The organism is Martelella sp. AMO21009 (assembly GCF_053484295.1).
Genome location: NZ_JBAKFR010000010.1, coordinates 1 through 14,103, shown reverse-complemented (window position 1 = coordinate 14,103; position 14,103 = coordinate 1). Strand labels below are relative to the sequence as shown.

The following is a 14,103-nucleotide window of genomic DNA, read 5'->3' as shown; positions in this document are numbered from 1 at the left end:
CTGGTAAAGGCAGTGAAAGGCAGACAATGGGCGACCTCGGTTTCGGCAGCATGATTTTCGATATACCGCTGATAGCGATCGGCGTGATCATCGTGGTCATTGTCGCGATCTGGGTTCTGATGCATCTGCGCCCGCCATCGCCCTTCATAAGGGGCGGCAAGAACCGTAAGCCCAGGCTTTTCGTGGTCGACGCCGCAGCCGTCGACGCGCGCCGCCGGGTGGTGCTGATCCGGCGCGACAATGTCGAGCATCTGGTGATGATCGGCGGCCCGAACGATATTCTGCTGGAAACGCGCATACCGGCACCCATCGGCACGCGCCGGGCGCCTTCGGCCGAAGAGGCCGCCGCCAAGCCCGCAGCCGCGCCCACCGAGCCAAGGTGATTCGGCAACCAGCGCAAACAGCCATGAGAATCAAAAGGCCGCGTCCTGGAACGCGGCCTTTTGATGTGTCATGCTATTCGTCGCGGTAGACTTTTTCGCGTCGCTCGTGGCGCTCCTGCGCCTCGATCGACAGGGTTGCGATTGGTCGCGCATCGAGCCGCTTCAACCCGATCGGCTCACCCGTCTCCTCGCAATAACCATAGGTTCCGTCGTCGATACGGCGCAGCGCCGCGTCGATCTTCGAGATCAACTTGCGCTGACGATCGCGTGCCCGCAATTCGATGGAACGGTCGGTTTCGGAAGAGGCCCGGTCTGCGAGATCGGGATGGTTGGCGCTTTCGGCGGCCAGATGTTCGAGCGTTTCGCGTGCTTCCCGCAGAATATCGTTTTTCCAGGCGATCAGTTTTGCGCGAAAATAGGCCCGCTGGTTGGGATTCATGAACTCTTCGTTATCGGAGAGAACATAGCTACTAAGATCAATGTTCTTGTTCAAAGCCATTCTCCTGAACAACACCCCACGGGCGGTGTATATCCCAAACAAATACGAAAATTCAAGCCTCTGCTTCATATTTGGGCAGGTAAAAAACTGTTGAAAAAATAGGCCCTGCCTGAAGAACGGCCTCTCTGTCACAATGCCGTTCAAAATCGCGCCTGCGTTGCAGGTGCGATGAAGATCGCTCTCAAGGGCTGCATTTGAATGGATTTTCGGGGCTCCGAAAGCATCGAACAAAGCCGGCAAAAAAGCGTGAGGCCTTGTGAAAAAATCATGGTAAAGACATGGTCGATTTTTGAATGTCAGCGCAGCCACCGCGCGTTCGATACCGCTTCACGCCGCTTCGAGATTGAGAATGTCGACCATCAACCCGCACCCCGACCGGATCTATCTTCTGCGCCATGCCCAGGCGGTCTGGCCCGAGCCGACCATGCGCGATTACGACCGGCCGCTCTCAAAGCGCGGCGTCGATGACGCGGCCGAACTTGCCGAGCGGATGAAGCAGAGCGGCTACGTGCCGGGCCTGATCCTGTCATCTTCCGCGATGCGCTGCCGGCAGACGGCGGACGCCGCCTATCGCACGCTCGGCCGCGCGCCGGCCTGCCGGTTCCTCGATGATTTCTACCAGGCCGCGCCCGTCACCTATCTGGAGGCGCTGGCCGAAAATGCCGACGCCAAGACCGTGCTGATCTGCGGCCACAATCCCGGCATAGAGGAAACACTGCTGATGCTCGTCGGTCCCGAAGCCTTTAACAGGGCCTGCCCCTACGGCTTTCCCACCGCCGGCATGGCAGTGCTCGACCATGCGGGCGATGGCGCGGGCACCGAAACCCCGCAATGGAACATCACCGCCTTCCTCGCGCCGAACTAGGCCAGTGCGCAAGCACGCTCCCGTTCACAACGGCGCTTTGATCGGCGCGCCGGCCTCCCTATATTGCAGGTAGACCCGTGAAAGGAAGCCGATTTTGACGCCGATCCATACGTCGCTGGGCGACAATGCCAGACTTACGCTCGACAACATCACGGATCGCGCCTCCGACCTTGTTCAGCCGACGCTCAGGCTTGGCGTTACCGGCCTGTCGCGGGCCGGCAAAACGGTGTTCATCGCCTCGCTGGTCCACAATCTGCTGCATAATGGCCGCCTGCCCTTTTTCGAGGCGATGCGTTCGGGGCGCATCTCCGATATCAGGCTTGAAGAACAGCCCGACGACCAGGTCCCCCGCTTCGACTACGAAACCCACATCGACCGGCTGGTGGACGAACGCATCTGGCCCGATTCGACCCGCGCGGTCTCCGAACTCCGCCTGACGCTGCATTATCAGAGCGCGAGCCGCTGGAGCCGGATGTTCTCCCGTGGCAGCATCTCCATCGATATCGTTGATTATCCAGGCGAATGGCTGCTCGACCTGCCGCTGCTCGGCCAGGATTTCCGCACGTTCAGCCGCGAGACCGAGGCGCGGGCGTCAAGCCCCGCGCGGGCGGCGCTCGCGAAGGGTTGGATGGAGCTTGCCGGCTCCCTCGACTATGACGCGCCGGCCGACGAGAAGACGCTGAGGGCGCTGCATGAAAGCTTCTCGGCCTATCTGTCCGCCTGCCGGGCCGACGAGCACTCGCTTTCCACCCTGCCGCCCGGTCGCTTCCTGATGCCGGGCGATCTCGAGGGCTCGCCCGCCCTCACCTTCGCGCCGCTACCGGGGCTCGGCGAGGAAAAATTCAAGCGCGGGTCGCTCGCCGCCCAGATGGAGCGGCGCTTCGAGGCCTATAAATCCGTCGTGGTGAAACCGTTCTTCCGCAACCACTTCGCCCGACTCGATCGCCAGGTCGTGCTGGTCGACACGCTGCAGGCGCTGAGCCGCGGGCCGGAGGCGATCGCCGATCTGGAGCGCGCGCTTTCCGAGGTGCTGTCCTGCTTCCGTCCGGGGCGCAATTCCTGGCTCTCCTCGCTGGCGCGGCGGCGGATCGACCGGGTACTGATCGCCGCCACCAAGGCCGACCATCTGCATCATGAAAGCCATGACCGGCTGGAGAAGCTGACCCGCCGGCTCGTCAACGACGCGATCAAGACCATCGGCATTTCCGGCGCGGGGATCGATGTGATGGCGATCGCCTCCGTCCGGGCGACGCGGGAAGCCACGGTGGAATCCGGATCGCAGGTTCTGCCGGTCATCGTTGGCACCCCGATAAAAGGCGAGAAGATCGGCACGGAAACCTTTGATGGAATTCGAAAAACCGCGATCTTCCCCGGCGACCTGCCGGCCAATCCGGAGGCGTTTTTCCGCATGCTGAAGCGCGGCGGCGACGTGCCGGAAGGCCTTGCCGATATCAATGCCGTGCGGTTCCGCCCGCCCGAAATCGACATCGAGGCCAGTGAGGGCGGGGTTTCGATCCCGCATATCCGCCTCGACAGGGCATTGCAGTTTCTGATCGGAGACAGACTGGCATGAGCCCCGACCACACGCGCCGCCCGGCGGTATTCGATATCGAGGAAAAATCCGCGCGCAAGGAAGCCGAGCCGCGCCGCCCGCCCCGCCATTTCGATCCGCCGCCGGTGACGCCCGACGAGGAAGACCCGTTCCTGCGCGATGCGGAGACGATCGCGGCCGACGAGATGGAGCCGCCGGTCGCGACCATGAAGAAGCGCGGCTTCTCGTTTTCCAAGCTTGCCGGTATCGCCTTCGGCATCCTGCTGTCGCTGGCGATCGGTCTGTGGATCGACGATCTGGTGCGCTCACTCTTCGCCCGCGCGCCCTGGCTCGGCTGGCTGGCGCTCGGCGCTGTCGTGGTGGGCGTGGCGGCGGCGCTGGTGGTCGCCGCCCGCGAGATCATCGCGATCATGCGGCTTGGCGCGATCCAGCATATCAAGCTGAAGATGGCCGACGCCCATGCAAGCAGCGATGCCGCAAGCGCCCGCACCGCCGCCCGCGAGCTGTCGACGCTGCTTGCCGGCAAGGCCGAGACCGCGCGCGGTCGCCAGCGATTGTCGGAGCTTGACGAGGACGTGGTCGATGCCCCGCAGCTTGTGGAATTCTGCGAACGCGAGATGCTGGCGCCGCTGGACCTCAAGGCCCGCGCGCTGATCCTCAACGCCTCCAAGCGCGTCTCGGTGGTCACCGCCATCAGCCCGCGCGCCGCCGTCGATCTTCTCTATGTCTTCTACGAATCGATCCGGCTGATCCGTAACATGGCAGAACTTTATGGCGGTCGTCCGGGCTCGGTCGGCATGTTCCGGCTGATCCGCGACGTGCTCTCGCATCTGGCAGTCACCGGGTCGATCGCGGTCGGCGACAGTCTGATCCAGCAGGTGCTCGGCCATGGCCTGGCCTCCAAGCTTTCCGCCCGCTTCGGCGAGGGCATGATCAACGGACTGATGACCGCCCGCATCGGCATCGCCGCCATGGATCTCTGCCGCCCGATGCCGTTCCACGCGCTGAAACGCCCCGGCATGGGCGATTTCATTGGCGATCTCGCGCCCGGCGAAAAGCGCGACCTGTCCAACCCATAACCGACGTCACGCAAGCATAGATTGTGCGCAAACCAAAGCTTAACCATTCGCCGTCATGATTGGCTACCGAACCGATGTCTTGCGTAACCGGAACAATCGATGGCCCCCACTTTCCGCATCCTTCGCTCCGCCCTGCTGATCGCGGCCCTTGCGGCGGCGCTTCCGGCAAGCGCCCTTGCCGAAAGCGATGACGACGCATTCTTCCGCCAGGTCGCCGGCAAATGGACAGGCCCCGGCAAGATCGTCGAGGGCAAGCTGAAGGGCACCCATTTCAAATGCGAGCTGGACGGGCTTCCGGTATCGGGCGACGAGGGCGGCTTCAAGCTGGACGGCAAATGCCGCGCCGGCCTGTTCTCCCACCCGATCACCGCCGTGTTCATCCGCGACGGCGACAGCTATCGCGGCCAGTTTCTCGACGGCGAGGACGGCGACGGGCTGGCGGTGACCGGCGGCAGCATCGAGGACCAGAAAGCGGTGATTTCGCTGCGGCGCAAGGAGGTCGAGGGCGCGCTGGTGACCAGCATGCAGAGCGAGAACGATCTCAACATAACGCTTCTTATCAAGGGCGGCACGCGCTACGTCCCGGTCATCGGCCTGTCGCTCAAGCGCGAGGGCGACCCATTCACCGTCGGCGCGATCAAGTAGCGGCGGCTCCGGGAAACCGGAGCGCACTCACGCCTTCCACCATGTCCCGTCATCGCTGATCGCGACAATGCCTGCCATATCGGCTTCGGAAGCCCATTCAGACACCGCGCGACCACTAACGGCGAGGTCGGGCGCTATCTCGGCAAGCGGCATCAGAACGAAGCCGCGTTCCAGCATGCGCGGATGCGGGATGGTCACGGTTTCGGTGTCCAGGCTCTCCGTGCCATAGGTCAGGATATCGATATCGATCAACCTCGGGCCCCAGCGGACATCGCGCACCCGTTTCAACTTTTTCTCGATATCGAGGCAGCGCTGCATCAGCGCCTGCGGCGGAAGTGACGTCTCAATCAGCGCACAACAATTGATAAACGGCGGTTGCTCGACAAGACCCCAGGGCGGGGTGCTGTAAAGCTTCGAGACGACGACAATTCCGGTGCCCTCCCCATCATCCAGCAACTGCAAGGCGCGGGCCATGGCGGCCGCCGGATCGCCGAGATTGGCGCCGAGCCCGAGCGCGGCGCGGACGGGTTCAGCGGACATCGCGCACCAGCCTCGCCTCGACATGATCGAGAATGCCCGGGATCGGCACCGAGGGCTTGCGCACCGCCACTTCGACGCGCGTGATGGCCTGGTGGTAGGCCGCAACCGCCTCCGCGATCGCGGCGGCCAGCGCCTCGATCAACTGGAAGCGCCGTTCCGTCACGACCGCGCCCACCACCGGATAGAGCCCGCCATAATCGACGGCATTGGTGAAATCGTCGGCAAGAGCTGCCGCGTCATCAACATCGACGATGACGTCGACGAAGAAGCGCTGGCCCATCCGCTCCTCCTCCGGCAATACGCCGTGATAGGCATAGAAAGCGCAGTTCTTCATGGTGATCGTGTAGCGTCCGCTCATGACCGGTCTCCATACCGTCGGGAAATGATTGCATCGGCGGCGGCAAGCGCCGCCCTGTTGGCCGCGACATTGTGCACGCGGAATATCGCCCCGCCGGCAAGCCGCAGCAACGCCGTGGTGGCGGCGGTGGCGAAATCGCGCGCGAGATTGTCGTCGGCCCCGGCAAGGGCGGCGACAAAACGCTTGCGCGAGGTGCCGATCAGCAGCGGCAGGCGAAGTTCGTGCAGCCGCTCCAGATGCGCCATGATTTCGAGATTGTCGTCGCTGTCCTTGCCGAAACCGAAGCCCGGGTCGAGGACGAGCCGGTCATCGGCGATCCCAGCCGCGCGCGCCGCCTGAAGCGCTTGCTCAAGAAAAGCGAACTGATCGGCCACCGGGTCGGAAAGCGTGTCCGGCCTGCGGCTGGTATGCATCAGGCAATAGGCCGCCCCGCTTCGGGCCGTGACGGAGAGAATGTCGGGCTCCGCCGTGCCGCCGGAAATGTCGTTGACGATATGCGCGCCCGCCTCCACCGCAAGCCGGGCGGTCTCAGCGTGGTAGGTATCGATGGAGATCAGCGTCTCGGTTTTCGCCGCCAGCGCCTCGACTACAGGCAGCACGCGGTCCTGCTCCTCGGCCGGCGTCACATCGGCAGCGCCCGGCCGGGTCGACTGGCCGCCGATATCGAGGATCGCCGCCCCCTCCTCCACGGTCCCAAGGCCAAAGTCGACAGCAGCCTCGACGCTGTCGAACTGCCCGCCATCGGAAAAGGAATCGGGCGTCACATTGACGATCGCCATCAGCACGCCGCGCGGCCCGAGCGTGAGCGAGCGCCCGTGCGCGCATTCAAGCTGTCGCGGCTGAAACATGCTAGCGGACGCCTCGTTCATGATGTTCCTCTAGGGCAATTGGCAGTCAGGCGAAACCAGGCAAGGTTCCCGAACATGCGGCAAGACAGAAAGATGACGCGCGCGGCGTCACGGCAAAGAACGGGAAGCCGTCACGATCCGCATACATCCGGGCTTTCCGCGCGTCCAGCCGGAAAGCCGTCATTACCCCTGCTGCGCGCGTCTCAGCCCTGGCTGTCGGGGACGCGCACCGTCAGGCCGTCGAGTTCGGCGGACATGGTGATCTGACAGGAAAGCCGCGAATTGGCGCGTACATCGACCGCGAAATCGAGCATGTCTTCTTCCATCGGCTCGGGCTCGCCAACCTTTTCGGTCCAGGCCTCGTCGACATAGACGTGACAGGTGGCGCAGGCGCAGGCCCCTCCGCATTCCGCCTCGATACCGGGCACGCCGTTGCGGACCGCGTTTTCCATCACGGTCGAGCCGTCCTGTACCTCAAGGTCATATACCGTATCGTCATTGCCGATGAATTTCAGTTTGAGCATTTGCCGGGCCTTGGTCTTTTCGGGAGGGTCGTTCAGCGCTAATTGGGCCATCTGGGCGAGGCAGTCAATATTGCCATTGCCTATATGGCGTGGCGGACGCCGGGCTTGAAGGCCCCGCGTTTTGGTTTTGCGAAAGCCTCAGAAAAGGCGCATTATGGTTAATATTTGCTAAATATCGGAATTTGATCGGTTTTTGCCACCACAAAACCGGCTGTTGCGCGATCGATCGCGGGGAGCTTCGGGAGGGAGACTTTCACGATGTTGTGCGTGTCTGGCGAATGTGCGATGAAAAGCTGGGATAATCCTTTGAAATAGAAGACATTTGCCCGAGTTTACAGGCCTTTCCCATATGAAAAAGGTCCCGTTCGAAAAGGCATCTGGACGCTGTTTCAGAAAATGCGTACCGCGCCAGACAGGCCGCAAAGGCTGTGTGGTTCGGGATTGAAATAGAGTAGTCGGGCCGGCTTTCGCCTTGATGCGAGACCGCCCGTGTGTTGCGAGGCGTATTATGGCGAACCAAACTGGCGGCTCTTCGCTCGACGATCAGGCACTCCACGCACTGGAGGACGCGCTTGCACCCGATGTGGCGGGCGATGACACTTCCGGTGAAGCCGCCGCGGCACGGAAGAAGGCCCCGCGGCTCCGTGCGCCGTCGCAGCGCAAGCAGTCCGCTGCGCCCGCATCGTCGCGCGCCACCGCGGCCCGGCCGAAATCGCCCGAGTTCCGCCCCGCGAACGACCCCGGCATCGTCTCGACCCAGCGCGTGCTGCGCGCCTTCGAGCGTTCGTCGACCGTCAAGGCTCTGCGCAACTCCACCATCATGGCTGCCGGCTGGCTGGCGCTCGGCATTGGCGGCACGATGGTCGCCTTCGGTTCGGAAATCTTCCGCGCCCGCTCCTTCGCCGATATCCTCTCGATCGACGGCATCGGCCTTGCCGCCGCCCTCACCGTCGCGCCGATCTTCGTGTTCTACGCCTTCAACCTGATGCTCGCCCGCGCCCGCGACATGCAGGAAGCCGCCCGCTCGATGGCCGAGGTCGCGCTCAAGCTTTCCGACCCGGATGAAAACGCCGCCCAGCAGGTGCGCAATGTCAGCCAGGCGGTGCGGCGCGAAGTCTACGCCATGAACGAAGGCATCGAGCGCACCATCGCGCGCGCCTCGGAACTGGAGAACCTCGTCCACTCCGAAGTCAACGCGCTCGAGCGCAGCTATGCCGAAAACGAAATGCGGATCCGCAATCTGGTGCAGGAGCTGACGGCGGAGCGCGAGGCCGTGGTCAACCACGCCGCCCGCATCCGCACGTCGCTTCTGGGCACCAACGACCAGATGAAATCCGACATCGCCCAGGTGATGGAGGAATTGACCCAGACGGTCGGAACCGCCGGCGACGGCGTTGCCAAGATGCTCGAAACCCGCGCGGCGACACTCACGGAAAGCACAAGCCGCGCGGCGCAGTCCCTCGGCGACCTCTTGGAGGAACGCTCGACCACACTGCGCGAATCCTTCGATCGCAGCTATGGCCAGTTGAGCGAACTCTTCGACGACCGCTTCAACGACCTTTCCACCCGCTTCGACGAGCGCGGCCGCAAGCTGATCGGCGATTTCCACACCAGCGCGATCGCGCTGAACGAGGATACCGAGCGCCTGACGGCAACGCTCAGCGAGCGTGGCGCCAAGCTCGATGAAATCCTGTCGGAGCGCACCGCCAAGCTGCGCGACGTTGCCGAAAGCAGCGAAACCGCGATGAACGCGGCGCTGGAACGCGTGGTCGGCGGATTGACGGACACCATCACCGAGACCGAGGCCCGCTTTACCCAGAAGCTCAACGAGGCCAACGAGGAAGCGGCAAACCGGTTCGACGAACGCAGCCAGTATGTCGACCAGCGGCTGGAAGCCACGCTGACCCGGCTTGGCAGCAATATCGACAGCCGCCTGGAAAATTTCACCGGCGCGCTCGAAGCCAGCGGCAATGCTCTGGAGGATCGTCTCAATGGCGGTGTGGAACGCGTTTCGCGTTCGCTGGCCGAGGGCGAATCCACTATCGGCAGCATGCTGGAGAGTGCATCCGAGCGCCTTCAGGAGCGCATGAGCGACGAAACCCAGGCGCTTGCCGCCAGCCTGTCGGCCAATGTCGAGGCGCTCGACCAGACGCTCGAAAGCCGCAGCCGCGAGCTTGGCAGCAAGATCAGCGCTGAGCATGAGCGTCTCGGCCAGACCTTCGATGAAGCCGGCAACCGCCTGGAAGGCAATATCGCCCGCCTCAACCAGCAGCTCGCCGGCGGAGAAGCCAGCATCGCCGCCTCGCTCAGCGATGCCGCCGAACGGCTCGGCGACCGCATGAACGAGCAGGCGATCATGCTCACCACCACGCTTTCGATGAGCGAGGAAAGCCTTGCCCAGACGCTCGATTCCCATTCGGCGCGCGTCGAAGAAAGCATGCGCGCGGGCAGCGAACGCCTGAGCGGCACGCTTTCGGGCGTTTCGGAACGTCTCGACGCCCAGCTCGAACGCTTCAACACCCAGGTCGGCGACAGCGAGAGCGGTATCGCCGCGACGCTGGAAAACGCCTCGAGCCGGCTCAAGGAGCAGCTCGACGAACATCAGATGGACCTTGCCGCGACGCTTTCGGCTAGCGAGGCAACCTTCGGCCTCACCCTCGAAAACCAGGCGGAGAAGTTCAGCGATACCATCCGCCTCAGCCAGGAACAGCTTGATGGCACGCTCAACACCGCGGCCGAAAAGCTGGAGGAACGCCTCACCCGCTTCAACGCCCAGATCGGCGACAGCGAGAACGGCATCGCCGCATCGCTCAACGCCGCCTCCGAGCGGCTGAGCGACACGCTGAACGACCGCACGATCATGCTCACCACGGCGCTTTCGGCGAGCGAGGAATCCTTCGCCCAGACGCTGGACACCCATTCCGCGCGGCTTGAGGAGACGCTCGGCACGGGCCAGGGCCGGCTTGGCCAGGCGCTGGAACAGGCGACCGGCGAGATCGGCAGCCAGTTCGAACGCTTCAGCGACCGGATCAGCGCCGGCGAGACCGGCATTTCCGCCGCCATCGCAGGCGCTTCGGAACGGATCGACCAGCAGTTCGACCGCCTCACCCAGGGTCTGGGCGATGGCGAAAGCAGCATCGCGAAAACGCTCACCGAGGCCGCCAGCCGGCTCGACGAGCGCTTCAGCGAGCACGCCATCATGCTGGCGACCACGCTTTCGACCGGCGAGGAAACCTTCGGCCAGACGATCGAGTCGAATACCGCGCGTCTCGCGGCGGCGCTTGAGTCCGGCCAGAGCCAGCTCGCCGGCGCTTATGAGGGTGTGGCAAGCCGTCTGCAGGCGACCATCACCAACGAGGCCAACGCGCTTGACGGTCGCATCAGCGCGATCGACAGCCGGATTTCGGAAACCTTCGCAGCCCGCGAAGCCGGCATTCGCGATGCCTATCGCGAGGGCCAGACCCAGCTCGAAGACGCCCTGCGCAGCAATGCGGGCGAGATCCAGCGCGCCTTCGACCAGGCAAGCGCGCAGGTCAACGAAACGCTTACCGATCAGACCACCAATATTTCCGCATCGATCGCCGCCTCCACCAGCCTCCTGGAAATGACGCTGGAAGGCCGGCGCGAAGCCCTGCAGGACACCATCGACAAGGCCGGTACCGCGCTGGAAGGCCGCCTACGCGGCTCGGCAGGCGCAATCGCCGAAAAGGTCTCGACCGCCGCCGGGCTCATCACCCGCTCGGCCGAAACCATGACCGACCGGGTGGAAACCTCCTTCGGTGTGCTCAACGAGACGCTCACCCGCCATGGCGAAGCCGTGGAGAAAGGTGCGTTCCGCATCGAGGGGCTTGCCGAAGAGACCGGACGCCGTCTCGACGACGCGCTCACCAACCACGTCGGCGCGATCGAACGCTCCTCCGACGAGGCCCGGACCCGTTTCGAAAATACCTTCGCCGAACAGCGCTCGGCCTTCGAGCGCACCGCTAATGACGCGAGCAGCCAGCTCAACGCCTCCGCCGATGCGCTTCACGAGCGCATCTCCGGCGCGCTGGAAGCCAATGGCAAGCGCCTGGAACAGGCCGGCGAGACCGTTTCGGAACGGCTCCACGAGACGCTGCTGACGCACGAAAACACCTTCTCGCTGATCGGCGCGCAGTTCGACGAGCGGCTGAACAGCATGCTGGACGAAAAGGCGCGCGGCATCGAGACCGCCTCCTCCTCCGCCGCCGACCGCCTCGGCGAAGCCCTTGACGCCCGCCACAGCCGGATCAGCGAGACGCTGGAACAGGGGCATGGCCGGATATCCGAGAGCCTTGAACAGGCTGAGGGCCGTCTCTCGGATACGCTTGGACAGGGGCATGGAAGAATATCCGAGACCCTGGAGCAGGCCGAGGGCCGGCTGTCCGATTCCCTGGAACAGAGCCACGGTCGGATTTCCGAGACGCTCGGACAGGGCCACGGCCAGATCGAGGAACGCTTCGGCAGGCTGGAACAGGCGCTCGATCACGGCATCGGCAATCTCAACAGCACGATGGATCGCCGCGCCGGCGAGCTGGCGGGCCGCCTGCGCGACACCGTCGCCGAGGCCGCCGGCGACATGACCCGCAATGCCGAGGAAGCGCGTCAGAAGCTCGAAGCCAGCGGCAGCGCCTTCACCGAGCAGGTGACGAACTCCGTCGCTTCGGCGCGCGAGGGCATGGAGCTTTCCGCCAACGCCATCTTCGAGCGCGCCCGCGAACTGCAGCAGGCGCTTGCCGAGCAGAGCAACGCCGCCAGCGAAAGCGCATCGGAAAACAGCGCCCGCATCAGCGAGATTCTGTCGGCCACCAGCGCGCGGATCGACAACCAGATCGAGACGATCCGGACCACGATGAGCGATGCCGAAAACCTGCTTGCCCAGCGCAGCGAGCGGATGAATGCCGGCATCACCGAAGCCGCCGGCGCAATTTCGCAGTCGATGGGCGAAACCGAGCGGACCATGACCGAGCGCGCCGCCGAACTGCGCGACAATCTCGGATCGCAGATCGCATCGCTGCAGGAAATCCTCGGCGCCGCCGACCGGGCGCTCGCCGCCCGCGGCGAGGCTGTCGGCACCGTGCTCGACGAGCGCTCGCGCGACCTCAACTCGATGCTGGCTGGCCGCACCGCAGAGCTCAACGCCCTGATCGACGAAAAGGCCCAGCCCCTCATCGCCCGCTACGCCGAAACCGGCCGGATCGCGGCGGAGGAAATCCGTCAGGCCGCCGACGAGACCAGCCGTCAGCTTCGCGATGACAGCAATGCGCTCGCCGGCAATGTCGAGGCGCTGGTGCGCCATCTTGGCCAGAGCCATCAGCTTCTCGCCGGCGTCGTCAACGAGGCGGCCGACAGCCTGTCTTCCGTCGACCGGAACCTCAACATGACCGCAAACCGCATCACCGAAACCGCGGAACGCTCGGCAGCCTCGATGTCCGAGGCCGGCGCCATGCTCGGCAACAAGGTCGATGCGCTCGACGGCAGCGCGTCTGCCTCGCTTGCCGCGGTGCGCGAACTGGTCGAGAAGATCGAAAGCCATGCCGGCATTCTGGACCGCGCCTCGAACCTGATCGGTTCCGCCCAGTCCAACCTCGCCAATACGCTCACCGAGCGCCAGGAGGCTCTCGGCCTGCTGTCCAACGGGCTTGCTGAGCGTTCGCAGGAAATCGAGCGCGGCCTGAAGGCAGTCGCCGCCATGATCGCCTCGACCATGGACCAGACCGGCCGCGAGGCCGAGACGATGTCGCAGCGCGTGGGCGAAACCATGCGCGGCTCTGTCGAAGACGCCGCCAAGCGCTTCTCCGGCGCAACCCGGGAAATCGAGCAGGCCGCCGCCGCCATCCGCGCCGAGCTGGATGACACCCGTGCCGCCGTCAAGCGCGGCATCCACGACATGCCGGAGGAGGCCCGCGAAAGCGCGCAGGCCATGCGCAAGGCGGTCGAGGACCAGATCCGCGCGCTGCAGGATATCTCCACGCTGGTGTCCACCTCGCGCGGCCAGCTCTCGCAGCCGGCCGCGCGCCAGCAGCCATCCGCGCCTGCCGCCGCACCGCGCAGCAGCGAAAGCCTGCCGCCGTTTTCGGCATCGCCTGCCGGCAGCGCCTCCGGCGAACGCAGTCTCGGCAGCTTCGAAACCAAGGCCACGGCCGCTCCCGCGCAGCCCGCTCGCCAGGCGGTGACCCGCTCGGCGGCGTCCAGCGCTCCCGGCGGCGAAGGCTGGATCAGCGATCTGCTGCGCGCCGCCGCCCGCGAGGAGGCCGGCCAGGGCCGCAAACCCGCTGAACGCCGGCCGGCCGCCGAAACGCTGAATGCGCTGTCCGTCGATATCGCGAGCGCGATCGACCACGACACCGCCGCCGATCTTTGGCACCGGTACCAGCAGGGCGAACGCGACATCTTCTCCCGACGTCTTTACACGCTGAAGGGCCAGCGCACCTTCGACGAGATCAAGACGCGTTATGAAGGCGACCGCGAATTCCGCACCTCCGTCGACCGCTATATCGCCGATTTCGAGAAGCTTCTGTCGGACGTGATGCACAACAACCGCGACCGCGGCGTGGTCCAGTCCTACCTGACGTCGGACACCGGCAAGGTCTACACCATGCTCGCCCACGCCGCCGGAAGGCTGCGATAAGGCGAAAGACACGACACGAAAAAGGCGGCCCCGGAGCCGCCTTTTTTTTTGCTATAGATGAAGCTGCGGTTTCATAGTTTGAGAACCTCGCTGCTCCCCCACAGGGGTCATCAACTCTGTTGGATGATTTTCTCTCTGAACCTTGCATTGAGGGTCACGAC

General features: G+C 64.4%; 11 protein-coding genes. 6 read left to right on the top strand and 5 right to left on the bottom strand.

Annotated features, from left to right (window positions below):
• The first annotated feature begins 26 nt into the window (after positions 1-26).
• Positions 27-383, top strand: coding sequence for a flagellar biosynthetic protein FliO (locus tag V6766_RS12980; protein ID WP_448467041.1), 357 nt, complete (start codon positions 27-29; stop codon positions 381-383).
• A gap of 73 nt (positions 384-456) precedes the next feature.
• On the opposite strand, the gene dksA is transcribed toward V6766_RS12980, so the two are convergent.
• Positions 457-876, bottom strand: a complete 420-nt coding sequence (gene dksA / locus V6766_RS12975) for an RNA polymerase-binding protein DksA (RefSeq protein WP_448429861.1) — start codon at positions 874-876, stop codon at positions 457-459.
• A gap of 355 nt (positions 877-1,231) precedes the next feature.
• On the opposite strand from dksA, the gene V6766_RS12970 reads away from it, so the two are divergent.
• The 4 genes from V6766_RS12970 (at position 1,232) to V6766_RS12955 (ending at position 5,023) form a co-directional block, all read left to right on the top strand.
• Positions 1,232-1,747, top strand: a complete 516-nt coding sequence (locus tag V6766_RS12970) for a SixA phosphatase family protein (protein ID WP_448429436.1) — start codon at positions 1,232-1,234, stop codon at positions 1,745-1,747.
• A gap of 94 nt (positions 1,748-1,841) precedes the next feature.
• Positions 1,842-3,320, top strand: a complete 1,479-nt coding sequence (locus V6766_RS12965) for a YcjX family protein (RefSeq protein ID WP_448467039.1) — start codon at positions 1,842-1,844, stop codon at positions 3,318-3,320.
• Positions 3,317-4,378, top strand: coding sequence for a YcjF family protein (locus V6766_RS12960; RefSeq protein ID WP_448467037.1), 1,062 nt, complete (start codon positions 3,317-3,319; stop codon positions 4,376-4,378). The genes V6766_RS12965 and V6766_RS12960 overlap by 4 nt, the downstream gene beginning before the upstream one ends.
• Before the next feature lie 99 nt (positions 4,379-4,477).
• The gene (locus V6766_RS12955) at positions 4,478-5,023 is read left to right on the top strand and encodes a hypothetical protein (RefSeq protein WP_448467036.1); all 546 of its coding nucleotides are present in this window, start codon (positions 4,478-4,480) and stop codon (positions 5,021-5,023) included.
• Positions 5,024-5,050: 27 nt separating this feature from the next.
• Here V6766_RS12955 and folK read toward each other — a convergent pair whose 3' ends face one another.
• From folK to V6766_RS12935, 4 genes are all read right to left on the bottom strand, one after another.
• Positions 5,051-5,563, bottom strand: a complete 513-nt coding sequence (gene folK, locus V6766_RS12950; protein ID WP_448467034.1) for a 2-amino-4-hydroxy-6-hydroxymethyldihydropteridine diphosphokinase — start codon at positions 5,561-5,563, stop codon at positions 5,051-5,053.
• Complete coding sequence (folB, locus tag V6766_RS12945) at positions 5,553-5,921, bottom strand: dihydroneopterin aldolase (RefSeq protein WP_448467032.1); 369 nt, start codon at positions 5,919-5,921, stop codon at positions 5,553-5,555. The genes folK and folB overlap by 11 nt, the downstream gene beginning before the upstream one ends.
• Complete coding sequence (gene folP, locus V6766_RS12940; protein WP_448467030.1) at positions 5,918-6,769, bottom strand: dihydropteroate synthase; 852 nt, start codon at positions 6,767-6,769, stop codon at positions 5,918-5,920. Before folP ends, folB begins: the two co-directional genes overlap by 4 nt.
• A gap of 203 nt (positions 6,770-6,972) precedes the next feature.
• Positions 6,973-7,293 carry a 2Fe-2S iron-sulfur cluster-binding protein gene (locus V6766_RS12935; protein ID WP_026173774.1) on the bottom strand — a complete coding sequence of 107 codons (321 nt, stop codon included), beginning with the start codon at positions 7,291-7,293 and terminating at the stop codon, positions 6,973-6,975.
• Positions 7,294-7,801: 508 nt separating this feature from the next.
• Here V6766_RS12935 and V6766_RS12930 point away from each other — a divergent pair.
• Positions 7,802-13,942: an apolipoprotein A-IV repeat region-like domain-containing protein gene (locus tag V6766_RS12930; RefSeq protein WP_448467028.1), complete on the top strand. Its 6,141-nt coding sequence runs from the start codon at positions 7,802-7,804 to the stop codon at positions 13,940-13,942.
• Positions 13,943-14,103: the final 161 nt, after the last annotated feature.